General features: G+C 64.1%; 22 protein-coding genes. 18 read left to right on the top strand and 4 right to left on the bottom strand.

Translation table 11 applies throughout. The annotated features are described in order from the left end of the window. The first annotated feature begins 40 nt into the window (after positions 1–40). From KUV45_RS00645 to KUV45_RS00620, 6 genes are all read left to right on the top strand, one after another. Positions 41–901 (top strand): branched-chain amino acid ABC transporter permease, encoded by an 861-nt coding sequence (locus KUV45_RS00645; protein ID WP_206943736.1) that lies wholly within the window; start codon positions 41–43, stop codon positions 899–901. Position 902: 1 nt separating this feature from the next. Beyond that, complete coding sequence (locus KUV45_RS00640; RefSeq protein WP_224851947.1) at positions 903–1,928, top strand: branched-chain amino acid ABC transporter permease; 1,026 nt, start codon at positions 903–905, stop codon at positions 1,926–1,928. Beyond that, complete coding sequence (locus KUV45_RS00635) at positions 1,925–2,701, top strand: ABC transporter ATP-binding protein (protein WP_206943738.1); 777 nt, start codon at positions 1,925–1,927, stop codon at positions 2,699–2,701. The genes KUV45_RS00640 and KUV45_RS00635 overlap by 4 nt, the downstream gene beginning before the upstream one ends. Further along, positions 2,701–3,396, top strand: a complete 696-nt coding sequence (locus KUV45_RS00630) for an ABC transporter ATP-binding protein (protein ID WP_206943740.1) — start codon at positions 2,701–2,703, stop codon at positions 3,394–3,396. The genes KUV45_RS00635 and KUV45_RS00630 overlap by 1 nt, the downstream gene beginning before the upstream one ends. 110 nt (positions 3,397–3,506) lie before the next feature. Beyond that, on the top strand, positions 3,507–4,808 hold the full coding sequence (locus KUV45_RS00625; RefSeq protein WP_222162411.1) for a Zn-dependent hydrolase: 1,302 nt from the start codon (positions 3,507–3,509) through the stop codon (positions 4,806–4,808). After that, a complete protein-coding gene (locus KUV45_RS00620) occupies positions 4,805–6,232 on the top strand; it encodes an amidase (RefSeq protein WP_222162412.1) in 1,428 nt (475 codons plus the stop codon). Before KUV45_RS00625 ends, KUV45_RS00620 begins: the two co-directional genes overlap by 4 nt. Before the next feature lie 198 nt (positions 6,233–6,430). Here KUV45_RS00620 and KUV45_RS00615 read toward each other — a convergent pair whose 3' ends face one another. After that, the gene (locus KUV45_RS00615) at positions 6,431–8,089 is read right to left on the bottom strand and encodes a thiamine pyrophosphate-binding protein (protein WP_222162413.1); all 1,659 of its coding nucleotides are present in this window, start codon (positions 8,087–8,089) and stop codon (positions 6,431–6,433) included. Positions 8,090–8,102: 13 nt separating this feature from the next. Then, entirely contained in the window at positions 8,103–8,420 is a 318-nt protein-coding gene (locus tag KUV45_RS00610; protein WP_206943748.1) for an NIPSNAP family protein, read from the bottom strand. Positions 8,421–8,804: 384 nt separating this feature from the next. On the opposite strand from KUV45_RS00610, the gene yiaK reads away from it, so the two are divergent. The 4 genes from yiaK (at position 8,805) to KUV45_RS00590 (ending at position 13,262) form a co-directional block, all read left to right on the top strand. Next, positions 8,805–9,818, top strand: a complete 1,014-nt coding sequence (yiaK, locus tag KUV45_RS00605) for a 3-dehydro-L-gulonate 2-dehydrogenase (protein ID WP_222162414.1) — start codon at positions 8,805–8,807, stop codon at positions 9,816–9,818. A gap of 343 nt (positions 9,819–10,161) precedes the next feature. After that, positions 10,162–11,133, top strand: coding sequence for a tripartite tricarboxylate transporter substrate binding protein (locus KUV45_RS00600; protein WP_222162415.1), 972 nt, complete (start codon positions 10,162–10,164; stop codon positions 11,131–11,133). A 49-nt stretch (positions 11,134–11,182) separates the two neighbouring features. Then, positions 11,183–11,743 (top strand): tripartite tricarboxylate transporter TctB family protein, encoded by a 561-nt coding sequence (locus KUV45_RS00595; RefSeq protein ID WP_222162416.1) that lies wholly within the window; start codon positions 11,183–11,185, stop codon positions 11,741–11,743. Between the two features lie 4 nt (positions 11,744–11,747). Next, the gene (locus tag KUV45_RS00590) at positions 11,748–13,262 is read left to right on the top strand and encodes a tripartite tricarboxylate transporter permease (protein ID WP_206943756.1); all 1,515 of its coding nucleotides are present in this window, start codon (positions 11,748–11,750) and stop codon (positions 13,260–13,262) included. 167 nt (positions 13,263–13,429) lie between these two features. Here KUV45_RS00590 and hmpA read toward each other — a convergent pair whose 3' ends face one another. Continuing rightward, positions 13,430–14,602 (bottom strand): NO-inducible flavohemoprotein, encoded by a 1,173-nt coding sequence (hmpA, locus tag KUV45_RS00585; RefSeq protein ID WP_222162417.1) that lies wholly within the window; start codon positions 14,600–14,602, stop codon positions 13,430–13,432. Positions 14,603–15,067: 465 nt separating this feature from the next. Here hmpA and norR point away from each other — a divergent pair, with 465 nt between their 5' ends. The 8 genes from norR to KUV45_RS00545 all read left to right on the top strand — a co-directional run bounded on the left by norR (position 15,068) and on the right by KUV45_RS00545 (position 23,628). Then, positions 15,068–16,633 (top strand): nitric oxide reductase transcriptional regulator NorR, encoded by a 1,566-nt coding sequence (gene norR / locus KUV45_RS00580; RefSeq protein ID WP_222162418.1) that lies wholly within the window; start codon positions 15,068–15,070, stop codon positions 16,631–16,633. Positions 16,634–16,789: 156 nt separating this feature from the next. Beyond that, on the top strand, positions 16,790–17,974 hold the full coding sequence (locus tag KUV45_RS00575; RefSeq protein WP_222162419.1) for an NnrS family protein: 1,185 nt from the start codon (positions 16,790–16,792) through the stop codon (positions 17,972–17,974). 4 nt (positions 17,975–17,978) lie between these two features. After that, positions 17,979–18,380, top strand: a complete 402-nt coding sequence (locus KUV45_RS00570; RefSeq protein WP_222162420.1) for a SirB2 family protein — start codon at positions 17,979–17,981, stop codon at positions 18,378–18,380. 285 nt (positions 18,381–18,665) lie between these two features. Beyond that, positions 18,666–19,118 carry a cytochrome c gene (locus KUV45_RS00565; protein WP_206943768.1) on the top strand — a complete coding sequence of 151 codons (453 nt, stop codon included), beginning with the start codon at positions 18,666–18,668 and terminating at the stop codon, positions 19,116–19,118. An 80-nt stretch (positions 19,119–19,198) separates the two neighbouring features. Further along, complete coding sequence (locus KUV45_RS00560) at positions 19,199–20,539, top strand: cbb3-type cytochrome c oxidase subunit I (protein ID WP_206943770.1); 1,341 nt, start codon at positions 19,199–19,201, stop codon at positions 20,537–20,539. A gap of 52 nt (positions 20,540–20,591) precedes the next feature. Continuing rightward, positions 20,592–21,437: a CbbQ/NirQ/NorQ/GpvN family protein gene (locus tag KUV45_RS00555; protein WP_222162421.1), complete on the top strand. Its 846-nt coding sequence runs from the start codon at positions 20,592–20,594 to the stop codon at positions 21,435–21,437. An 8-nt stretch (positions 21,438–21,445) separates the two neighbouring features. Continuing rightward, a complete protein-coding gene (locus KUV45_RS00550) occupies positions 21,446–23,395 on the top strand; it encodes a nitric oxide reductase activation protein NorD (RefSeq protein ID WP_222162422.1) in 1,950 nt (649 codons plus the stop codon). Beyond that, positions 23,392–23,628 (top strand): hypothetical protein, encoded by a 237-nt coding sequence (locus KUV45_RS00545; RefSeq protein WP_222162423.1) that lies wholly within the window; start codon positions 23,392–23,394, stop codon positions 23,626–23,628. Before KUV45_RS00550 ends, KUV45_RS00545 begins: the two co-directional genes overlap by 4 nt. Here KUV45_RS00545 and KUV45_RS00540 read toward each other — a convergent pair. Next, entirely contained in the window at positions 23,625–23,972 is a 348-nt protein-coding gene (locus KUV45_RS00540; protein ID WP_222162424.1) for a hypothetical protein, read from the bottom strand. The two genes, KUV45_RS00545 and KUV45_RS00540, sit on opposite strands and share 4 nt — an antisense overlap. Positions 23,973–24,077: the final 105 nt, after the last annotated feature.

Below are 24,077 nucleotides of genomic sequence, written 5' to 3'. Positions count from 1 at the left end.
TGCCGGGGGCGCCGCCCTCGGCATTCCAGGAGCCGCGACCATGCTTAATGTCTATCTGTTCCAGGTCCTTAACGGCCTGGGGCTCGGGATGATCTATTTTCTGATTTCGGTGGGGTTGACGCTGATCTTCGGCCTGTTGAACTTCGTCAACTTCGCCCATGGAGCCTTCTTCCTGGTCGGCTCCTACCTCTGCTACACCCTGGTCAGCCTGACCGGCAACTTCTGGCTGGCCCTGGTGGCGGGACCGCTGTTGGTCGCGCTGCTGGCCTGGGCGCTGGAGCGTAGCCTGATCCAGCGTATCTACCACTTGCCGCATACCTTTCAGATCCTGGTGACGCTAGGCATCGCCCTGATCATTCAGGAACTGTCGATCATGATCTGGGGGCCGGTGGGCAAGAGCATTCCCACCCCGGAAGCCCTGCAGGGCGTGGTGCGCATCGGCAACTTTGCCTACCCCTACTACCGACTGTTCCTGATCGGCTTCAGTGCCCTGGTGGCCGTCGTGCTGTGGCTGCTGCTGGAGCGGACCCGTTTCGGCGCCCTGGTCCGGGCCGGCAGCGAGTCCACCGAGATGGTGTCGCTGCTGGGCTCCAACATCTTTCGTCTGTTCTCGGTCACCTTTGCCCTGGGAGTGGGCCTGGCGGGATTGGCCGGGGTGCTGTCGGCTCCCCTGCGCGGGGCCCATCCGTTCATCGGCCCAGAGGTTCTGGGGCTGGCGTTCGTGGTGGTGGTGATTGGCGGCATGGGCTCCTTCAGTGGTGCCCTGGTGGCGGGATTGATCGTGGGCGTGGTGCAGAGCCTGATGACCTCGCTGTGGCCACAAGGCGCAAGCCTGATGATCTACGCCGCCATGGCGGTGGTGATTCTGCTGCGTCCCCACGGACTGTTCGGGAGAGCATGAGATGATGACCAAGACTCTGGAACCTACCAGCACCGCCGCGCGCCCAAGCCGGTTCAAGGGCCGCCTGGGGGCGGGGACGACGTTGGCCATGCTGGCGGTGATGGTGCTGCTGCCGGTGGTGCTGCCGTCGGCGACCCTGGCCACCGAGATTCTGATCTTTGCCATGGCCGCACTGGCCTGCAATCTGCTGCTCGGCTTCACCGGTCTGCTGTCCTTTGGCCAGGCCATCTTCTTCGGTGCGGGGGCCTATATCAGTGCCCTGGCGATGATCCACCTCAATGCCGGGCTGGTCGGTGCCCTGTTGATTGCGGTGGTGGTGGGCGCCGTGCTGGCGCTGGGTGTCGGCATGCTGTGCATCCGCCGTAAAGGCATCTACTTTGTGATGCTCACCCTGGCCCTGACCCAGATGGCCTACTTCCTGGCCTACACCTTGAGTGACTGGACCGGTGGCGACAACGGCCTGCTCGACGTGCCACGTCCGCCCCTGGCAGTGGGCGACACCACCCTGATCAGCTTCGACTCACCGCTGGCCTTCTATGCGCTGGTCGCGGTGCTGTTTGCGGTCATCTACGTGGTGGCACGACGCATCACCGACTCACCCTTCGGCAGCACCCTGCTGGCGATCCGCGAGAACGAACAGCGCGCCTCGGCGCTGGGGTATGACACCCGACTGTTCAAGGTCATGGTGTTCGTGCTGTCCGGGGGAATCACCGCCCTCGCCGGTGCCCTTTACGGCATGCTGCTCAACTTCGTGCCGCTGTCGAACATCGAGCTGTTGATGTCCGAACAGATCCTGATCATGACCATCATCGGCGGCACCGGCTCGCTGTTCGGCTCACTGCTGGGCGCCGGCGCGATCGTCTTGCTGGGTGATCTGCTGTCATCGATCTGGCCGCGCTGGATGCTGCTGCTCGGGGTGGCCCTGATCGCGGTGGTGATCTTTATGCGAGGCGGTCTGTGGGGCGGCCTGTCCAGCCTGCTGGAACGTCGTAGCAAGCGCACCGATGGCAAGGAGGGCGACCAATGACCACGCAAACCTCGCGTCCCGGCGCCGACACTCTGCTGGAAACCCGTGACCTGGTGCTCGCCTACGGGGCCTTCCACGCCGTGGATGGTGTCAACCTGCGTATCGGCAAGGGCAAGATCCATACCGTGATCGGGCCCAACGGGGCAGGCAAGACCAGCCTGTTCCACTGCCTGACCGGCGAGCGCCGTCCCAGCGCTGGCAAGATCCTGCTGGAGGGGAGAGACATCACCCGCGAGCCAGCCCATGGCCGAGTGGGGCTTGGCATGTCGCGCTCGTTTCAGGTGACCAGCCTGTTTCAGGAGCTGAGCGTGCACGAGAACCTGCGGCTGGCGGCCCAGGGGGTCGACGGTTGGCGCGCCCTCAATTTCTGGCAACGCCTGAACAAGCGTCGCGAGCACCTGGCTCGAGCGGACGAGATTCTCGAACGCATTGGTCTGTCAGGCCGTGCCGGGGTGGCCGCGGGCGAGCTGTCCCATGGCCAGCAGCGCATTCTCGAGGTCGGCATGGCGATCTGCCCGCGACCACGCCTGCTGTTGCTCGATGAGCCGACCTCAGGGATGGGCATCGACGATATCCCCAGCATGACCACGCTGATCGGCGAGCTGGGCCGAGACCACAGCATTCTGTTGATCGAACACAACATGAGCATCGTGATGTCGATCAGCGACACCATCACCGTCATGAACCGGGGGCAGGTGCTGGTGGAGGGCGACCCCCACAGCGTGCGCAATGATGCCCGTGTCAGAGACGCCTATCTGGGAGAAGCCGCCTGATGCTCGAGTTGACGGATATTCACAGCTATTACGGCAAGAGCCACGTCCTGGAAGGGGTATCGCTTACGGTCGGTGAAGGCGAGCTGGTGACGCTGCTGGGACGTAACGGTGCAGGCAAGACCACGACCTTGAAAAGCATCATGGGCCTGGTCGATACGCCGACCGGCAGCATCAGCCTGCGAGGCACGCCGCTGCTTGGCCAGGCACCGTTCCAGATTGCTCGCCAGGGCGTGGCGCTGGTGCCGGAGCATCGTGGCATCTTCAGCATTCTCAGCGTCGAAGAGAACCTGCAGATCGCCGTCCGCCGCGGCAGTCGCTGGCAGATGGAAGATATCTTTCGCTGGTTTCCCCGCCTCGAGGAGCGGCGACGCAATCGCGGCAACGCTCTGTCCGGCGGCGAGCAGCAGATGCTGGCGATTGCCCGGGCGCTGCTCAACGATCCCCAGATCCTGCTGCTGGACGAGCCCACCGAGGGCCTGGCGCCAGTCATCGTCGACGAGATCGTCAAGATCCTCAAGGCCATTCGCGGCGAGGGACTGTCGGTACTGCTGGTCGAACAGAACCTGCGGGTCTGCGAAGAGGTGGCCGATCGCCACTACATCCTCGAACAGGGCCAGATCGTCTACACCGGCAGCGCCGATGATTTTCGTGACGATCCCGCGGTACGTGACCGTTATCTGGCCCTCAGCGCCTGACCTGGCGACGCCCCGGCCGCTGCGTTCGGCTGGGGCCACGCTACGCCCTCAGGACCCAGCGTCACCGCTCCCCTGGGGCGCTGAAACAGCACAATGACAAGGATACTCTGATGACAGCAACCGTCACTTCCCCGGCAGCCGCAGCGACTGCCACCCTGGCCTGCGATGGCGAGCGCCTGTGGGCCTCACTGATGTCCCTGGCAGAGCTGGGCGCCACTCCCAAGGGCGGCGTCAATCGCCAGGCCCTGACCGAGCTCGACCGCCAGGCCCGTGACCTGTTTATCGGCTGGTGCCAAGCGGAAGGCATGAGCGTGCGTATCGACGCCATCGGCAACATCGTGGCGCGTCGCGAGGGCAGTGAACCCGACCTGCCGGCGGTCATGACCGGCAGCCATATTGATACCCAGCCCACCGGTGGCAAGTTCGATGGCTGCTTCGGCGTGCTGGCGGGGCTTGAGGTGGTCCGTACCCTCAATCAGCATGCCATCACTACCCGTGCGCCCATCGACGTGGTCGCCTGGACCAACGAAGAAGGCTGCCGCTTTCCGCCCTGCATGATGGGTTCGGGAGTCTATGCCGGCCAGCTGGGTCTGGACGACATGCTGTCTCGCCAGGACGACGCTGGCGTCAGCGTGGGCGAGGCCCTGGATGCCATCGGCTATCGTGGTAGCGATCGGCTGGACCCCTCTGCGGTCAAGGCCTACTTCGAAGCGCATATCGAGCAAGGGCCCCTGCTCGAGGATACCGACACCACCCTGGGAGTGGTCATCGGTGCACTTGGCCAGAAATGGTTTGACCTGACCCTGACCGGCGTTGAAGCCCACGCCGGACCGACGCCCATGCATCTGCGCAAGGATGCGCTGGTGGGTGCCGCCGAGATTACCGTCGCGATCAACCGCATGGCGCGCGACGCGGCCCCCCACGGGCGCGGTACGGTCGGTGTGATGCAGCCCCATCCCGGGTCGCGCAACGTCATTCCTGGGCAGGTCAAGATGACCGTCGACCTGCGTCACCTGGACCCGCTGACCCTTGAGACGATGGCGACCCAGCTGGCTGAGGTGGTGCAGGAGGTCAGCCAGCGTCATGGTCTGGCGGCAGAACTGACGCCCACCGCCGACTTTCCGCCGGAGGCCTTCGACGATAGCTGCATCGAGGCCGTGCGTGCCGGTGCCAAGGCCCACGGGCTCAGCCATATGGACATCGTCAGTGGCGCGGGCCACGACGCCATCTTCGTGGGACGGGTGGCGCCGGCGGCGATGATTTTTGTGCCCTGCAAGGATGGTATCAGTCACAACGAAAGCGAGTATGCCAAGCCGGAGGAGCTCAAGGCCGGCTGCGATGTGCTGTTGCACGCCATGCTCGAGAGTGCCGGTGATGGCAGTGCTGCCGCTGACCAGGGAGGCCAGGCATGAGCCATGAGGCTGCAGTGACGACCGGCCAGGCGGCGGAGCTTGCTGATCTGGGAGCGACCCAGGCGCTTGAGGCCTATCGCCGCGGCGAGTGCACGCCCAGCCAGGTCATCGCAGATTGCCTGTCGCGCATCGCCCGCGACAACCCACGGGTCAACGCTTTCTCCCATGTGGCGGGGGACGATGCCCTGGCGGCCGCCGAGGCGTCGACCCTGCGCTGGCAACAGGGCAGACCGTGCGGCCCATTGGACGGCGTGCCGGTGACCATCAAGGACCTGACGTTGACCCAGGGCATGCCGACGCGGCTGGGCTCACGTACCAGCGATGCCCATGCTCCTGCCGCTGTCGATGCCCCGGTATCGCGCTTTCTGCGCGAGGCCGGCGCCATCATCGTCGGCAAGACCTTGTCGCCGGAATTCGGCTGGAAGGGGGTGACCGATAACCCGCTGCATGGCATCTGTCGCAATCCCTGGGATACCCGTCTGACCCCAGGGGGCTCGTCGGGAGGAGCCGGGGCGGCGGCGGCACTCAACCTTGGCATGCTGCATCAGGGGAGCGATGCCGGTGGCTCGATCCGTATTCCCTGCAGCTTTACCGGCACCTTTGGCATCAAACCCACCTTTGGCTGGGTGCCCCAGTGGCCCTCCAGCGCCATGAGCACCCTGTCCCACCTGGGGCCCATGACTCGCTCTGTGGAAGACAGTGCCCTGATGATGCGCTTGCTGGCACAGCCGGACAGCCGCGATGGCTATGCGGGGCCGCGTTGCCCCATCGACTGGCAGGCGCCGCGGCCTGATCACCTGCGCGGCGTTCGGGTCGCGATCAGTCTCGACCTTGGCTATGTCGAGGTAGCGCCGGACATTCGCCAGGGAGTCATCCGCGCCGCAGCGCTGCTGCAGGACCTGGGCGCCAGTGTCGAGTGGGTTGATCCGGGGTTCGCCGATCCCATCGAGACCTTCAATACCCTGTGGTTTGCCGGGGCTTCCCAGGTGCTGGAGAGACTCGATGAGTCGCAGCAGGCCATGCTGGACCCCGGTTTCCTCGAGATCGCCCGACGCGGCACCGGAATTTCCCTGTCGCAGTATCTGGCCGCCCGTCGTCATCGCAGCGAGCTGACCGCCGCCATGGGCGAGTTCCATCAACGCTATGACCTGCTGGTAACCCCGACCATGCCGATCTCGCCGTTTGCCGCCGGCCACAACGTACCCCCGGGCGGGCCTTATCGGGAGTGGATGGACTGGACCCCCTTCACCTACCCCTTCAACCTCACCCAACAGCCCGCCGCCTCCTTGCCCTGCGGGCTGGACGAGCAGGGACTGCCGATGGGGCTGCACCTGGTCGGGCCGAAGTTCGCTGATGACCGAGTGATGCAGGTGGCGGCGCTGCTGGAGTCACGTCTGCCACGCCTGACACCGCCGCGTCCCTGACCCAGGCCTTTATCCAGGTATTGAGCTTGACCTGCCTCAGCCACCGCCTTTTCCTCCAGGGCGTTGGCGGCGCTGGATGGGTCCCTTGCACGCCAAAGGCCCGGCCGTCTGATCGACGGCCGGGCCTTTGGTCTTAGCTGTCCAGCCGTTGGCGCGCAGCGGGTCAGCGCGTCGGTCGGCTTTGCCAGCACGCTCGCCTCAGGGATTGAGCTGTTCCAGGGTCAGCCGGGGAGACAGGGCCTGGCGATCCTGGCGCAGCTCCAGCAGAGCCGGGGAGGCACTGCGCCGGGTATGTTCCAGGGCACGTGACAGGGCGTCCGCGAAGGCGTCATCGTGGTCCACGGTTTCGCCGAAGGCGCCATAGGCGCGGGCCAGGGCAGCAAAGTCTGGATTGACCAGATCGGTGGCGGACGGCCGCCGTGGGTAGCGCTTCTGCTGATGCATGCGAATGGTGCCGTACATGCCGTTGTTGATCACCAGAATCACCACCGCAGCGCCATACTGGCAGGCGGTGCCCAGCTCCTGGGAGACCATCTGGAAACAGCCGTCGCCGGCCAGGCAGATGGCATCCCGCTCTGGATGGCGCAACTTGGCGGCAATGGCGGCGGGCAAGCCATAGCCCATGGAGCCCGAGGTAGGGGCAAGCTGGGTGCGAAAGCCGCGATAGCGGTAGTAGCGGTGCAGCCAGGCGGAGTAGTTGCCGGCGCCATTGGTCAGGATGGCGTCATCACCCAGCACCTCATTGAGCCGTGCAATGACGTTCTCCATACGTAGCGCGCCTGGCGTGGGCTCCGGCTGTTGCCAGCTGGCGTAGTCGTCGCGGGCGGCGCGGACCCAGGCGCCGCGCTCGACGCTGGGCGCCTCGGCCGCTGCCGCCAGCTGCTCGATCATCGCCCCCGCACACGCGACCACCGCCAGCTCAGGACGGTAGACCCGTCCAAGTTCGCTGGGATCGGCATGCACGTGGATCAGCCGCTGACGTGGCAGCGGTGGCGTCAGCAGGGTGTAGCCGCTGGTGGTCATCTCGCCCAGGCGCGCCCCAAGGGCCAGGATCAGGTCGGCATCACGGACCCGCTGGGCCAGCGCCGGGTTGATGCCGATGCCCACGTCGCCGACGTAGTTCGGATGGCGATTGTCCAGGTAGTCCTGGCAGCGAAAGGAGGCGCCGACGGGGAGTTCGCACAGGCGTGCAAAATGGCCGAGCGCTTCGGCGGCGCGAGCCGACCAGCCGCCGCCTCCGACGATGACCAGTGGGCGTTCGGCACTGCCAATGGCGCGCATCACTGCCTGCACGTCGTGCTGCGCGGCGAGTCCGCTAGGCAGGGTGGCAGCAGGCACTGGCGCCGCATCACAGTCTGACGACAGCATGTCTTCCGGCAGGCCCAGCACCACCGGGCCAGGCCTCCCGCTCTGGGCCACGTGGAAGGCGTGACTGATGTATTCCGGCAGGCGGTCGACCCGATCGATATTGGCGACCCACTTGGCCAGGGGCGAGAACATGGCGACCAGGTCGACCTCCTGAAAGGCCTCGCGATCGCGCTGGTCGCTTGCCACCTGGCCAACGAACAGCACCATGGGCGTGGAATCCTGATAGGCCACGTGCACGCCGCTGGCGGCGTTGGTGGCGCCCGGGCCGCGGGTCACAAAGGCGACGCCAGGGCGCCCGCTCAACTTGCCATCGGCCTCTGCCATCATCGCAGCCCCACCTTCCTGGCGGGCGACAATGGTCTCGATCTCGGCCTCGTGGAGGGCATCCAGCGCTGCCAGATAGCTTTCGCCGGGCACACAGAATACCCGCTCGACCCGCTGCTGCTGCAGCGCCTTGACCAGGGCGAGTCCACCGTGGGGATGGGTCATGAAACCTCCTGGCTCAGAGCGGTGAGAAGCGGGTGGAGCGCAACAGCTTGTTGGTCTGATGCTGGACGTTACCGGCCTCGGCGCTTTTCTTGCGATAGGCGATCCATTCGGGGTCCTGTTCCATGGCCGTGCGACGGCGCTCCCGGTCCGCCGCGGAGGCATACCCCCACAGGTGCACCACCTGGTTCTGTGGTCCGGTCTCGGTGACGAAGTAGCCGATCAGATTGCCCAAATGGCGCTGCTGGATGGGCAAACCCTCGCGTTCGTAGAGCTCGAGAAAGGCGTTCAAGCGGCCGGGGACCATGGTGTAGGTGCGGTGGTCGACGATCATGGGATCTCCTGGTGGGACACGATGGGTGAGGCATTCATTTGTCAATATTTGTAGTACATATGATTAATTCGCGCGAGTACGACCATGGTGGAAGGTGGAGGCAGCGAAGGTAGGCACCGTTGTTTCGTAGCAGCGATAAGCTAGCGATAAAGCAGAGTTAAGGTGGCGATCTGGTAGCGATAGGGGGGTAATAGCGCCGCCCGGTCGGGACGCGGGGTTGCCGAAGGGACGTCGTTGCTGGTCGCTGCTTCACTAAAGTCGCATTTCGTTGTGCGGTGGCCCCGTCTATGTTGCTCATACAGCAACTTTGTATGATGTAGTACTTAATCTTCGCCGGCGGTGCTGGTCCTGAGCGGCGAGGCACCACCCTCAAGGAGAGGTTCGATGACTCAGGTCACCTTTGACGAGCTGCGCTCGCGTTTGGCCGCAGTGCTGAATGCGGCGGGCCTGGCGCCGGAAGATGCCGAGCTGTGCGCGCGCATTCATGCTGAAAGTACTCGTGACGGGGTGGTCTCCCACGGTGTTGGCCGCATTCCGCGTTTTGTCGATTACCTGAACAAGGGGTGGGTCGATCCGGCTGCTCGGCTGAGCCTGGTGCAACGATTGGGCGCCCTGGAAGTCTTCGACGGCCACTTTGGGATTGGCGTTCGCCACGCACTCGGCGCCACCGAGCGGGCCATGGAGTTGGCCTCCGAGCATGGCATGGGGCTGGTCGCCGTGCGCAATACCACCCACTGGATGCGCGGCGGCAGCTATGGCTGGCATGCGGTCGAGCGGGGATTTGCCGCGATCATGTGGACCAACACCGAATCCTGCATGCCCGCCTGGGGGGCCGCCAGCCAGAGTATCGGCAACAACCCGTTGGTCATGGCGGTGCCTGCAGAGCAGGGCCCCATGGTGCTGGACATGGCCATGTCGCAGTTCTCCTACGGCAAGCTGAACAGCCTGGCCCTGGCCGGCGAGTCCTTGCCGGTGGACGGTGGCTTCGACCAGGCGGGACAGCTCAGTCGCGATCCTGGCGCCATCGCTGAGTCGCGACGCCTGCTGCCTGCGGGCTACTGGAAGGGATCTGGCCTGGCGATGCTGCTGGACGTGATGGCGGCGCTATTGTCCCAGGGCAACCCCACCCATCATATCGATACCCTGGGACGCGGCAGCGGTGGCGGCGCCTCCCAGGTATTTCTGGTCTTCGACCCGCGCAAGCTGGCCGGACTCGAGGCCTGCAATGCGCTGGTCGAAGGGCTTGCCGGCCACCTGGCCGACGCCGTGCCGGTGGACGCGGGCCGGCCGCCCCGCTGGCCGGGACAATCCACCGGAAATAGGCGCCACGCAGACAACGACAGCCTGCTCGACGTGCCCGATGACCTGTGGCAGGCCGTTCTCGCCTTACCTGCATAAAGCGTTTAGGGACGCGCTGAATAAATGTTACGAGCGATGATAGGTCGGCAGCCGCCGGAGCGGAAAGACCAGAGTTTACAAGCGGTTAAATGAGGATCTTGAGCACCGCCGGCAGCCGAGATGTCGAGCGCAGTAATTTATGCAGTGTTTCCCTAGGTAAAGCGCCTGGAAAAGAGGTTCCTGAACCGGCCGTCGCCAAGCGGCAATGTTTCAGGGCAGGCCAGTATCCGCTTCCACCGGCCCCCGGTGCAGGGCCATCAGTGTAACGCCAGCAGTCGCACCGCCAGCAATCACAATGCCAACAGACCCAAATCGCCAACAACAATGGCAAGGAGTGAACAAGATGCGCAAGTTGATGAGCGTGGCCCTGGGAGGCCTGATCGTTGTCGCCAGTGCCAGCGCGCAGGCCGACTACCCCCAGCGTGATATCCGCATGATCGTGCCATGGGGCGCCGGCGGCGGCACCGATGGCATCGTCCGCAAGATCTCCAATCTTGCCGAGGCGTCCCTCGATGGCACCATCTATGTCGAGAACATCGAGGGTGGGATGAGTGCCAATGGTCTGGTCCAGACGCTGGGAGCCCGGCCCGACGGCTACACCCTGGTGGCACTGACCTACGACAGCGTGGTGACGATTCCCTGGCAGGGGATGCTGGCCGGCTTTGATATCGACAAGCTCGACCTGATTGCGCGTATTACCAGTGAACCCGATGCCATCGTGGTGCCCGCAGACTCGGACTATACAAGCCTGGAGGCGTTGATCGACGCTGCCAAGGCGGCCCCCGGAGAGGTGCGCGCGGGTATTCAGAACATGGGCTCCCGTACCCACCTGACCCTGCTGCAACTGCAGGACCAGGCCGACGTGTCGTTCAAGATCGTGTCCTATCCCGGCGGTGCCGCGCCCCAGAAGGAAGCCCTGCTCAACGGCGAGGTGGACTTTGCACTGACCAGCCTAGGGGATTTTGAGTCGTTGATTTCCGCCGGCAACGCCAAGGGCCTGGTGGAATTCACCGACGTCCAGAGCGAGAGCTTCCCTGATGTGCCCCCTGCCAGTGAGCTGGGCTACGACATCCAGATGGGCAGCTTTGTCATTCTGGCCGCGCCGGCCAACACGCCGGAAGACGCCCTGACGGCCCTGGAAGCGGCCTATCAGCAGGCCTATGACAGTGAAGAGTTTCAGACCTGGCTGGTCGACGTAGGGGTCACCCCCAACTGGCTGGGTGCCGACGAGGTCGAGGCCTGGGCAGAAGATACCCAGGCAGAGCTGTTCGCGCGGATGGATGAGCTCAAGGAAGCCGGCCTGATTGGCCAGTGAGTCTCGGTTGCCGTCGGGCGCCGGCGGCAACCCTTGTGAGGATGTTGCCATGAAACTGCTGCTACGGGCGGGAGGTTGGCTGGGTGGGCGGCGAGGCGTTGTCGCCTGCCTGCTGGCGCTGACCCTGGTCTATCTGGTCGAGGCCTTCAAGATTGCGCCACCACTGCATAATGGTGCCCTGACCGCGTCGTTCTTTCCGGTGCTTCTGGGCATTGTCATGCTGCTGGCGCTGGCATTCGTCGTGCGTGCCGACCGCCACGCTGACGGTGACAGCGCAGAGGACGAGGCCCCGATGAGCGAGTCTGACCAGGAGGCGACCCAAGAGGCGACTCAAGCGGCGACTTCGGGCGAGCCGGCACCGGCATCAATCTGGCAGGGCGCCCTGGCGGTGACCCTGGCGACCGGTCTCTATATCAGTCTGTTTGCCAGCGTCGGCTACTTTCTTTCTACCTTTGCCTACGCCTTCGCCATGATGCTGATCTTTGGCGCGGGCCGTCCTGCGCTTCGCAGCCTGGGCTTCAAGGCGCTGGTGGCGGTGGTCATCGCGCTGCTGGGATACGCCCTGTTCGAGCTGGTGTTCCAGGTGCGTCTGCCGACGCTGTGGAGGTGACGGCATGGATTACCTGATCGAACTGTCCAAGGGCTTCGCGGTGCTGATGCAGCCGGATATCCTGCCCTATCTGATCGGTGGCTACCTGATCGGTACCTTCTTTGGTGCGGTGCCGGGGCTGACCTCGATGCTGGCCATTGCGCTGCTGCTGCCGTTGACCTACAGCCTTGATATCACCGCCGCGCTGGTGGCCTGTGCGGGCATCTTCATGGCCGGGATGTGCAGCGGCAGCATCACCGCGACGACCATCAATATTCCCGGCGCCCCGGCCTCGATGATGACGGCGATCGAGGGCTATCCGTTGCAGCAGCGCGGCCAGGGCGCCAAGGCGCTGGGGCACGCGGCGCTGGCGTCGATGATCGGTGGCGCCATCGGGGCTCTGCTGCTGATGGTCATGGCACCCCTGGCAACGGATGCCGCGCTGCTGATTCGTACCCCCGGCAAGTTCTCGCTGATTGCCTTTGCGCTGATCGTGATCGTGATCTCTCAGCGCGGGGCCATCTCCAAGGGGCTGGTCGCGACCACCCTGGGGGTGATGGTGGCCACTGTCGGCATCGACGTGATGCAGCCGATTACCCGCTTCACCTTTGGTACTGGGGTACTGATGCAGGGCATCGACATCATGCCGCTGGTCATCGGCGCCTTTGCCGTCAGCGAGCTGTTGGTGCAGTCGCAGAATCGTGCCAAGCGTACCGTCGAGCGGGATGCGATCAAGGCCAGCGCCATTCGCCGCCGCGACTTTATTCCACCGTGGAAAGAGGTGCGCGAGATCGGTCTCTATCGCTATCTCAAGTCGGCCATGATCGGCTACAGCGTCGGTGTATTGCCCGGTGCGGGAGGCTCCATGGCGGCCTTCGTGGCTTACGCAGAGTCCATGCGCAGCTCACGCCACCCGGAGAAGTATGGCAAGGGCTCGGTAGAAGGTATCGCCGCCGCGGAAGGGGCCAATAATGCGATGTGCAGCGGGGCCTTCGTGCCGATGCTGTCGTTCGGCATTCCCGGTGACCCGACCACCGCCATTGTGCTGGGGGTTTTGGTGGTCAACGGCCTGCAGCCGGGGCCACAGTTCCTCGACAGCCAGCTAGCGCTGGTGGCACCGATGTTCATGGCCCTGCTGGTATCTGCGCTGGTGCTGGTGCCCCTGACCCTGTACGTGCTGGGGCCGTATTTCGTGCGCATCGTCTCCATCCGGCGCGACGTGCTGTACGCCAGTATTGCCGTAGTGGCCTTGGTGGGCTGCTATGTGGCGACCTATTCGGTGTTCCAGATGGGCCTTGCCCTGGTATTCGGCGTGCTGGCCTTCCTGCTGCGGCGCCAGGGCTACCCGGTGGCCTGCCTGTTGCTGGGCTTTGTGCTGGGGCCGAGCCTGGAGGAGTACTGTCGGCGCTCACTGTCGCTGTCTGACGGCAATCCGCTGATCTTCCTTACCAGTCCAGACAGTCTGTTCTTCCTGGCACTGACCGGCGTGTTCTATTACTTCATGGTGATAAGAAAGCCGGAAGCCCGTCAGCACGCTTGAGGCGCTGGTCCAGGCACCGTCGCCGTCTTGTATCTGCCAGCAGGCCGCGCTCTGATCCCAGAGCGCGGCTTTTTTATGGATGACGGCGTCGCAGAGGAAGCTTTGTTGATAGCGCTTTGGCGCTAACGCAACGGTGCTAAAGCGACGGTGACGAAGATCGACAGGGGTCAGGCCGCGTGCAGCGGGCGCGAGGGACCAAAGTGCTCGTAGTGGCGCTGCTCAGGGGCAATACCCAGGGCGGCCAGGTGGCTGTCGATGGCACTCATGAAGGGCCCAGGGCCGACAAAATAGCACTGGGTATCGGCACCCGGCAGCAGTCGGGCGAGCAGAGCCTGTTCAAGGCGTCCCGTGATATCACCGTCGTCTCCATGATCATAGGCACAGATCCGCGTCATCAGCGTCGGGTACTCCCTCACCAGGGCGTCCACTTCGCTGCGAAAGGCGTGGTGGTGGATGTCCCGTGCCGCATGGACATAGCACAGCCGGCGGCCCTGGCTGAGCGCCTGGCGTGCCAGCGGCAGCATCGGCGTCTGGCCCACGCCACCGCTGATCAGCATCACCGGCCTATCACTATTGTCCAGCGTCAACTCTCCGGCGGGAGGCAGCAGCGCCAGGGTGTCGCCAACCTGCATCTGCTGGTGCAGGTAGTTGCTGACCCGTCCGCCTGGCTCCTGCTTGACCGAGATGCGGTAATCGCAGCCGTTGGGGCTGCCGGACAGGCTGTAATGGCGGTGGACGGTCTCGCCGTCGATGCGCAGTTGCAGTCCGATGTACTGACCCGGCAGCGCATCGGCGACCGGCTGACCATCGCAAGGTGCCAGGATGAAGGAGCGAATGACCTCACACTCGCGCTGGATATGGGCAATGCGAAACTCGCGCAGGCCCTGCCAGCCACCGGGGCGGCCAGCGAAGGCCTGATAGCGCTCGGCCTCTGCCGCGATCAGCAGCTCGGCCAGGTCGCCATACAGGGCTCCCCAGGCTTCAGCGATCTCGGCGGTGACGGCATCGCCCAGGACGTCGCCGATGGCGGCCATCAGGCACTCGCCGACGATGGGGTACTGCTCGGGCTGGATGCCCAGCGAGACATGCTTGCTGATGACGGATTGCATCTGCTGGAGAACCGCCTCGGGCTGCTGGCGCAGCCCCACGTAGGCGAGCACTCCCCGTGCCAGGGCCTTGGGCTGGCCGCCGTCGGCCTGATGGGCCTGGTTGAACACCGCCTTGACCTCTGGGTAGCGCTCGAACATCAGCGGGTAGAAGCGGGCAGTAATGGCGTCCAGATGCTCGGCGACCAGCGGGGCGGTAGCATTGATGATGGCGTCTTGGGCAGCTGTGGTCATGGTAGGTCCTGTCAGGGAAATGGGGTGACGAAGGTGCCGTGCATCCTTCATCTTGGCGTCTTGGCGCTGTCGTATCGGAGGCTTGGCTCGCTGCGGACTAGTCGCAGTCCTGGCGAGGTGGTCAGCCAGGCTGTCGCAGCGGGTCGGAGGGTGGCCGTTCGCGCCCTTGCTGAAGCGCTGCGCGTTTTAAGATCAAGAGCGCTGCGCGTTTTAAGATCAACAACCTGGTGACGCGTCAGGCTCCCTCTGCCTGATGTCTCAGGAGCAAGGGGCGTGCCCAGGCGTCATGGGTGCGCCAACTTGCCGCGGCCCTGGCAGGATCGCCAGCGAGAATGCGGGCTGGGGCGGGCTAGGGCAGGCTGGGGCGGGCAGGACGAGCGCGATCGAGGGGCAAGCGAATGTTGCCTAGTGTCATATCGACAAGGTTGTTGCTATCTTTTTGACACTGGTCATGTCAAAAGGACAATGCGGGTGGTCGATTTTCTTCAACAGCTGCGCGGACTGTTGCAGCGGCTGGGTGACCAACAGGGGCCTGAGCTCGCCGAGGCCTGGCAGGGCGTGCTGCGCTCGCTGGTGGCGAGAACGTCGGCGGACGCCAGTGCCTTGCTGGTCGTACACGGGCCCGGGCTTCGACCCGTGGCGATTCAGGGCCTGCCTGAAGGGGTCGCGGGCAGAACCTTTGTTCTCCAGGACCATCCTCGCCTGGAAGCTATCGCCAAGGCGCCCGGGGTCTGTCGCTTCGCTGCCGACTGTGGGTTACCCGATCCCTATGATGGCCTGCTGGATGACGGCCTGACCCCGGTGCATGATTGCCTGGGCGTTCCGCTGCGCGATGGTGGCGAGCTGATCGGCATGCTGACCCTGGACGCGCTGACACCGGGCGCCCTCGCCGACTTGGATGACGAGGGACTGCTGGCCGCTGCCGAGCTACTGGGCACCTGCCTGCGCCTGTCGCAGCGTCTGGACAGTGCGCGTTTGCAGCTGGCCCTGAACCATGCTCCTGAGAGCCATCGCAACCAGCGCCTGGTGGGCTGGCGCAGCGCCACCATGCGCAAGCTGATGGCGTCGGTCGAACTGGTGGCAGCTACCGACATGAGCGTGCTGGTGCACGGGGAAACCGGTGTCGGTAAGGAGCGCATCGCCCACGCCCTGCATCATGGTTCGCGCCGCGCCGGGGGCCCCTTGGTGGTGGTGAACTGTGCGGCGTTACCTGCGTCACTGATCGAAAGTACCCTGTTCGGCCACCGGCGCGGCGCCTTCTCCGGGGCGGTGAGCGATCACAAAGGCCACTTTCAGATGGCCGACGGTGGCACCCTCGTGCTGGATGAAGTGGGAGAACTGCCTCTGGAGCTGCAGCCGAAGCTGCTGCGGGTGCTGCAGGAAGGGGAGATTCAGCCCCTGGGCAGCGATCAGCTGCGCCATGTCGACGTCAGGGTGGTAGCGGTGACCAACCGGGATCTGGCCCAGGAGGTGATCCAGGGGCGCTTTCGTGAAGACCTCTATCATCGGCTCAGCGCCTTTCCCCTTGAGGTCCCGCCGCTGCGCCAGCGCCTGGATGACGTGATGTTGCTGGCCGGACATTTTCTCGAGCAAAACCGGGTGCGACTTGGCGTCGGCAATCTGCGCCTGAGCGACCAGGCGCGGGCAGCACTGCTTGCATGGCACTGGCCGGGCAACGTGCGTGAGCTGGAGTCCCTGCTGGCCAGGGCGTCGCTGCTGGCGATGGCCGAGGTGGACCGGCTGGCGTCACCGGATGCACGACGCAGAAGCCTGCGTATCGATACCGTCCACCTTGGACTGAAGACACCTCCACTGACGCGCTCAGCCGCCCACCTCGATGAGCAGGTGAGTGCTCAACGTGGGACAGCACATGACCTATTGCCGCTCAGGCAGGCGACGGACGAGTTCCAGCGCGATTGCATCAGCCAGGCCCTGGCCATGGAGCAGAGCTGGGCCGGAACGGCGCGTCGGCTGGGCATGGACCCGGGCAACCTGCACCGGCTGGCCAAGCGGCTGGGGCTGAAGGCCTGAGGGGCGCCCGGAGGCACTAGCGAGGCTGCTATCTGGAGGCGGCCAGCAGGGGGAAGGTTGGCGTGGCATCAGCAGTGCCTTTGATGTGCATCATGGTGGCGATAGCCAAAGCGGGCCAGACTGGACAAGACCAACGGCTTTACTCGGGTACTTGTCATGTCCTCCATTGCCGATCGCCTGCCGCTGGCACGCCTTGCCTTTCGTCCCTTCTTCTTGCTGGCGGCGGCATTCAGCCTGCTGTCGCTGCTGCTGTGGCTGGGCTACTGGCACGGCGTGTTCCTGCTGTCGCCCCGGGCGGGCATGCTGTGGTGGCACCAGCACGAAATGCTGTTTGGCGTGGTGGCCGCGGTGGTCTCGGGTTTTCTGTTGACCGCGGTGCAGACCTGGACGGGACTGCGTGGTCTGCACGGTGGTCCACTGCTCGGGCTTGTAGCGCTGTGGCTGGTGGCGAGGCTAGGGCTAGCGTTTCCCGGCTTGCCCGAGCCCCTGGTAGTGGCGCTGGACGTCGGTTTTCTTGTGCTGGTCTGTGCGGTGATGGCGGTGATGGTCATCAGAGCCAGGCGCTGGCGTAATCTGGTCTTTATCCCGGTGCTGGCGATTCTGGCCGGGGCCAATCTGGGCAGTCACCTGGGCGTTGCTCGGGGAGACCCGGAGCTGGTCCGTCAGTCCTCTTACCTGGCGGTCATGCTGGTCACGTTGATCATGGCCGTGCTGGGGGGGAGGGTCATCCCGATGTTCACCGCCAACCGCATGGGACTCAAGCGACGACCGGCGCTGGGATGGCTGGAAGGTGCGGCACTGGGCAGTCTGGCCGTGGCGGTGCTGCTGCAGCTGGCCCGGACGTTTGGCATTGAGCTGCCTGATGCCCTGCTGGCCAGTATTCTGCTGTTGGCGGCAGTGCTTCACCCGCTGCGTCTGATCCGCTGGCAAGGGGTGGCCACCGCACGGGAGCCGCTGTTGTGGAGTCTGCACCTGAGCTATGCCTTTGTCCCATTGGGACTGCTGCTGTGGGCGTTCGGGCTGTTCGGTGTCGGCCGCGTGGAGCTGGGCATTCACGCCATCACGGTGGGCGCCATGGGGACCATGATGCTGTCGATGATGTGCCGCGTGTCGCTGGGACATACAGGCCGTCCCATGCGCTGCCTGCCAGGGGTTGGCGTGGCCCTGGGTCTTCTGGTCATCGCCGGACTGTCACGCTCGCTGCTGTTGGCGCTATGGCCTTCGGTAACCCACTGGGTCTACAGCGCCAGTATTGTCTGCTGGTGCGCCGGCTATGGACTGTTCCTGCTGCACTACCTGCCGATACTGAGCGCGCCTCGCCTCGACGGTCAGATGGGCTAGCAGCATGTCGGCAAGCCTCTATCTGTTCATGAAATCGCTGCATGTGACGCTGGCCGTGACCAGCGTGCTGTTCTTCGCCTGGCGCTGGTGTCGCGCCATGCAGGACGGTCCAGCGGTTGGCTCCCCCACGATGAGAAAGCTTCCTCATGTTCTGGACAGCCTGTTGCTGGCGGCAGGGGTAGCGCTGATGGTGTCGACTTCCCAGTGGCCTCACCAGACACCCTGGCTTGCCGCCAAGCTGACGGCCTTGCTGGCCTATATCGGACTTGGAATGCTGGCCATGCGGCCAACCTTGCCTTTCTGGATACGCAGCGTCGCTGCCTCACTGGCTCTTGTGGTGTTTCTCTACATGCTGGGGGCGGCTCATCGCCACAGCATGCTCTCCTGGTTTTCGTCATTTTCATGACCCGATGGCGGCTCGTCTTTGAGCTGTATCAATGCTTTTCTTTCAGTGTTCATGGTAACGGCATTGTCTCCATGAAGTAGGCGTATCTCTCTGCCAAAAAAGGGTGAATAACGTCACTTAATTAAGTGGTTGATAGGGCGAATCAATCGATAAAATGGGTGATGCACGTCATATTCCGAGTGTTTTTGTCAGGTATAAAGTCTCTCCTCTTCATACAATGAATATCGGCGCCATGGAGGTCTGTCTTTTCGGCGCCATGGGCCAAAACAATGAGGAGGCGTCGTCATGGCCGAGGGTCTGACAAAATCTGCAGCACGCAACATCTTCTATGGTGGCTCACTGTTTTTCTTCCTGATCTTTGTAGCTCTGACGGCGCATAGTCACTGGTACATCGTGAAGGAGTCTACCAGTGCCCTCCCTCTCACCGATTCGGTGAGGGCAGGCAAGCATGTCTGGGAGAAGAACATGTGTATCAACTGCCACAGCATCATGGGTGAGGGGGCCTATTTCGCACCAGAGCTTTCCAATGTATGGACACGCTACAAGGGACGTGACAACCCAGAGGCTGCTAGAGCGGGGCTGGCTGCCTGGATGCGCGCACAGCCGCTAGCGATCCCCGGTCGTCGAAAGATGCCGCACTTTGACCTTAGCGACGAAGAAATGACGTCGTTGATCGACTTCCTTCAATGGACCGATGCCATCGATGACCAGAACTGGCCACCCCATGAGTCCGGGTAGCAGCCTCTGGCTATGCCAGCCAGTGGTCGGCAGTCACGAGATGGGGTCGAGAGAGGGATAATCCTGGAGGGATATGCAACATGAAATATGAAACGCAGAAGGTGGCCTACGCCTTCTTTCTGGTCGCCATGGGGCTGTTTGCCCTGCAGGTCGTGTTTGGCATCATGGCCGCAGTGGTCTATGTGTTTCCTGATTTTCTGGCCCAGGTCATGCCGTTTAACGTGATCCGGGTTAGCCATACCAACCTGCTGATTGTGTGGCTGTTGATCGGCTTTATGGGCTGTACCTACTACCTGATGCCGGAAGAGGCTGAACGGGAGATCCATAGTCCGATGCTGGCCTATCTTCAGCTGGGCATCTTCGTGGTCGCGGGCGTCGCCGCCCTGGCGTGCTACCAGCTGGGGATCCATGAGGGGCGTGAATTTCTCGAGCAGCCGTTCTTCGTCAAGGTGCTGATCACGGTGTCCTTCCTGATCTTTCTCTATAACACCAGCATGACCTTGCTCAAGGGCCGCAAGACCACCATCAACCTGGTGTTGATGCTCGGCCTGTGGCTGGCCGCGGTGTTCTGGCTGTTCGCATTCTACAACCCGGGCAACCTGTCGGTGGACAAGGTCTACTGGTGGTGGGTGGTGCATCTCTGGGTGGAAGGCGTGTGGGAGCTGATCATGGCGTCGCTGCTGGGATATCTGCTGATCAAGATGTCCGGGGTGGACCGCGAGGTGATCGAGAAGTGGTTGTACGTCATCGTCGGTCTGTCGCTGTTCTCGGGGCTGCTCGGCACCGGACACCACTACTACTGGATCGGCACCCCCAGCTACTGGCAGCCCATCGGCAGCATCTTCTCGACCCTTGAGGTGATTCCGTTCTTCGCCATGGTGGTGTTCTCCTTTGTGATGTTCTGGAAGGGCTCGCGCAATCACCCCAACAAGGCGGCCATGCTGTGGACCATGGGATGCCCGACGGTGGCCTTCTTCGGCGCCGGGGTGTGGGGCTTCATGCATACCCTGTCGTTCATCAACTACTACTCCCACGGCACTCAGGTGACGGCAGCCCATGGCCATCTGGCCTTCTATGGCGCCTACGTGATGCTGATCCTCGGGGTGATCAGCTATGCCATGCCGCAGCTGCGCCGGACTCAGCCCTTCCACCAGGTGCTCAATATGTGGGGCTTCTGGATTCTGACGTCGGCCATGTGCTTCATGACCTTCACCCTGACCTTTGCCGGTGCGGTGCAGACCCATCTGCAGCGGGTGCTGGGAATGAACTACATGGAGGTGCAGGACCAGCTCGGCCTGTTCTACGCCATGCGCCTGGGCACCGGTATCGCTGTGGTGGTGGGCGCGGCGCTACTGCTCTATGCCTTGTTCGGGCCGATTCGCCGTGGCACGGCGGCGGGCTCGACACTGTCTGCTGCCTGACCCGCATTGAGGCCGTCTTAGGGCGGCCTCGAATGTCTGGAGGACCCCCTTGATGACTCACGCTTCACTCTCACCACTACTCTCACCACTACTCGCACCACAGCCGCGCAGCCTGGCCGCTGACAGCGTACCGTTCTACCAACCCCAGGGTAACGAAGTCGCGCTGTTCGAGCATGCCTATCGCCAGCGGCTGCCGCTGATGCTCAAGGGGCCCACGGGCTGCGGCAAGACGCGTTTCGTGCGTCACATGGCAGCGCGGCTTGGCCTGCCGCTGCATACGGTGGCCTGTCATGATGACCTGACGGCGTCAGATCTGACCGGGCGCTATCTGCTCAAGGGTGGGGAAACCGAGTGGTCCGATGGCCCCCTGACCCGGGCGGTTCGCGGCGGTGGGATCTGTTATCTGGATGAGGTGGTGGAAGCACGCAAGGACGTGACCGTGGTGCTGCATCCGCTGACCGATGACCGGCGCCTGCTGCCGCTGGAGCGCACCGGCGAGCAGCTTTTGGCCCCGGATGATTTCATGCTGGTGGTGTCCTACAACCCGGGCTACCAGCATATTCTCAAGACCCTCAAGCCCAGCACGCGCCAGCGCTTCGTGGCCATCTCGCTGGACTTTCCCGCGGCATCGATCGAAGTCGACATCGTAGCCCGGGAGAGCGGCCTGCCCCGTCAGCGCTGCGAGGCGCTGGTCAGCCTGGCCGCCCGGCTCAGGACGATGAAGGGCCAGGACCTGGAGGAGGGCGTCTCGACACGCCTGTTGATCTACTGCGCCAGCTTGATCCAGGCCGGTATGCCGGTGCTGGACGCCGCCCGGGCGACGCTGCTGGAACCTCTCAGTGACGATCCTGATGTGCTGAAGGGCATCGAGGATGTCGTCACCGCCACGTTCGGGTAGCCGCTGTCATGCTGGAGTTTCTTGAGGTCGAGGAGTTCGTGGGCCGTCGCTGGCACCGCTGGGCGTCCCGCGCGGCGAGCTACCCGGAGTATGCCGAGGCGGCGGTTCACCTCGATGAGCTGTCTCGCCCGCTGGGGGTGCTGTTTCGCGCCAGCGGGGGAGACCCGGGCCTGACCATCGAGGCCATCGGCAAGCGTGCCTCTCGCCACCGGCTGTCGTGGCGACAGCGGCTGGGTTTCGATGAAGAGGCGCTGGAGGTGGCGCGACGAGATAGCGAACATCTGCTGCTGCCGCCGCGCCTGGCGCTGCTGCCTGAAAGCGCCCTGAACCTGGACCTGTATCGCTGGTTGGTGATGTTTCTGGCTGAGGCCCGTCCCATCGCTGCCGCGAGGGACCCTCTGGTGCGTGACCTGGCGTCGCTGGCTGAGGCCCGGCGCTGCACCGAGGCCACCCTGGCGCGCTATCCGGGGTTCGTCGCCCGTCACGCGCGACTCTGTCGGGCGCTACTCAAGGCGCGTCCTCAGCGCCGTGGATTGCCACCGGCAGAGGCCGCCGTGGAGGCGCTGGTTCGCCGCCTGCTGGGGGATGACGCTGGTGAGGCGCCGCCCTGGGGGGACTGGCTCCAGCACGGCGCTGCAGGGACCTGCCCTGAGGTGCGGGCACCCAAGGGCTATCGTCACTACCTGCCACTGCCGTTATGGGGCGAGGCACTGAGCCCCATGACCCTAGCGGGAGCGAGTGACGACGACGAGGACCGCGACGATGCGTCAGCCTTGCCCAAGGCGGTCGAGGTGGAAGGTGCCAAGCGCAAGGCCGAGCGACGTTATCAGGACCAGGCGGAAAGGGACGATCCGCTGATGTTGAATGCCTCGGAGAAGATGCTGTCCTGGGCGGAGATGGTCAACGTCAACCGTCAGCTGGAGGATGAGGACGAAGAGGCCGCGCGGGAAGCCGCTGACCAGCTCGACGAGATCACCTTGAGTCGCCACCAGCGGCGCGCGGCGTCACGTTTGAACATGTCGCTTGAGCTGGCGCCCCACGCCGTTGCCGACAAGTCGCTGGTAACGAGCCAGCCTGATGAGGTGCTGTACCCCGAGTGGAACTACCGCAAGGGGTGCCTGCTAGCGGACCACTGCCGGGTGATCGTCGAGCCCGCCACCGACGAGGCCGAGCCCTGGCAAGGGGATCAGCAGGCGTCTCGACGGGTGCGCAAGGTGCGCCGACAGTTCGAGGCGCTCAGGCCGCGGCGTGAGTGGCTGAGAGGCCAGGCGGAGGGCGACGAGCTGGACCTTGACGCACTGGTGCGCTGTCGCTGTGACCTGGCGGCAGGGAGCCAGGCCAGCGATCGGCTGTTCGTCGATGCCAAGCCCCAGGGGCGGGATCTGGCGGTGTCGATCCTGATCGACGTATCGCTCTCCACCGATGCCTGGCTCGATAGCCGTCGGGTCATCGACGTGGCCCAGGAAGCACTGATGGTGCTGGGACATGGCATCGCCGACTGTGGCGACGATGTCAGTATTCATAGCTTTACTTCCCAGCGCCGCCACAGGGTCTGGGTGCGCCAGCTCAAGGGCTTTGATGAGCCCATGGGAGAGCCTGTCGAACGCCGCATTTCGGCGCTGACGCCGGGGCACTATACCCGCATGGGACCGGCAATCCGCCATCTGACGAAGGGGCTGGTGGACCATCCTCGTCGACACCGCCTGGTGCTGGTGCTGACCGACGGCAAGCCGAACGATACCGACTATTACGAGGGACGATACGCCATCGAGGACACCCGCCATGCCGTGCGCGAGGCCATGCGCGACGGGGTGCGGGTGTTCGCGGTGACCATCGATCGCGAGGCGAGCCGCTACCTGAGCCGTATCTTCGGCCGTTCGGGCTACGCTATCGTGCCGCGGCCGGAACATCTGGCGCTTGCGCTGCCGGGCATCTATCGCCAGCTGGTGGCGCAATGAGTGACGTTCGCAGCGATGCCAGCCACCACGACAGGAACCACCGCAGAGGGAGTGCACTACGCCATCGGCTGGCGTTGGCAGCCGGCCTGGCACTGGCAGTGACGTTGCTGACGCCGCTGGCCTGGCTGATCCACCACCGAGACTGGGGAGTACTGCTGATGCCGCTGGTCCCCGTGGTGATCTGGTTGACCCTTAACGCGTGGCGCTATCTGGAGCAGCGATTCACTGGCTAGCGGACGAGGTCCCGGATACCCACTATTTCATAGGCAAACTGGGCGCTGTCGTGGCGATAGATGTCGGTTCTCAGCACGCGCTGTCCCAGCAGCACTGCCGGGGACGAAAAGTTCAGGGCACTCTGGGTGCAGTCACCGTAACCCCACTGGATCTGGTAGTGGTCATCGCTCTGGCGATCCAGCACGAAGGGGTAGGTGACCAGCGCTTCTTCTGCGTGGTCGCGAGCGTAGCCGTAGACCTGCTCGGAGGTCAGGTCGCCGTGTTCGTCGATCACCGCGATCAGGCGGATGGTCTCGCTCGGGTCATCCTCGAAGGTCATGTCAACTTCCACGGCCTTGTTCATCATGGCTCCTTGGGTGTTGGTCGTGTTTTGTCTGTTTCGGGCAGGTCTGTTTCGGGCGGGTCTGTTTCAGTCGGGGCTGTTTTTGGCGGGGGGCTTGGCAGCGAG

This window comes from Halomonas sp. DP3Y7-2, assembly GCF_019800795.1.
Classification (GTDB): Bacteria; Pseudomonadota; Gammaproteobacteria; order Pseudomonadales; family Halomonadaceae; genus Halomonas; species Halomonas litopenaei_A.
The sequence above is the reverse complement of the archived record's forward strand: the minus strand, read 5'-3'. Positions and strand labels throughout refer to the sequence as shown.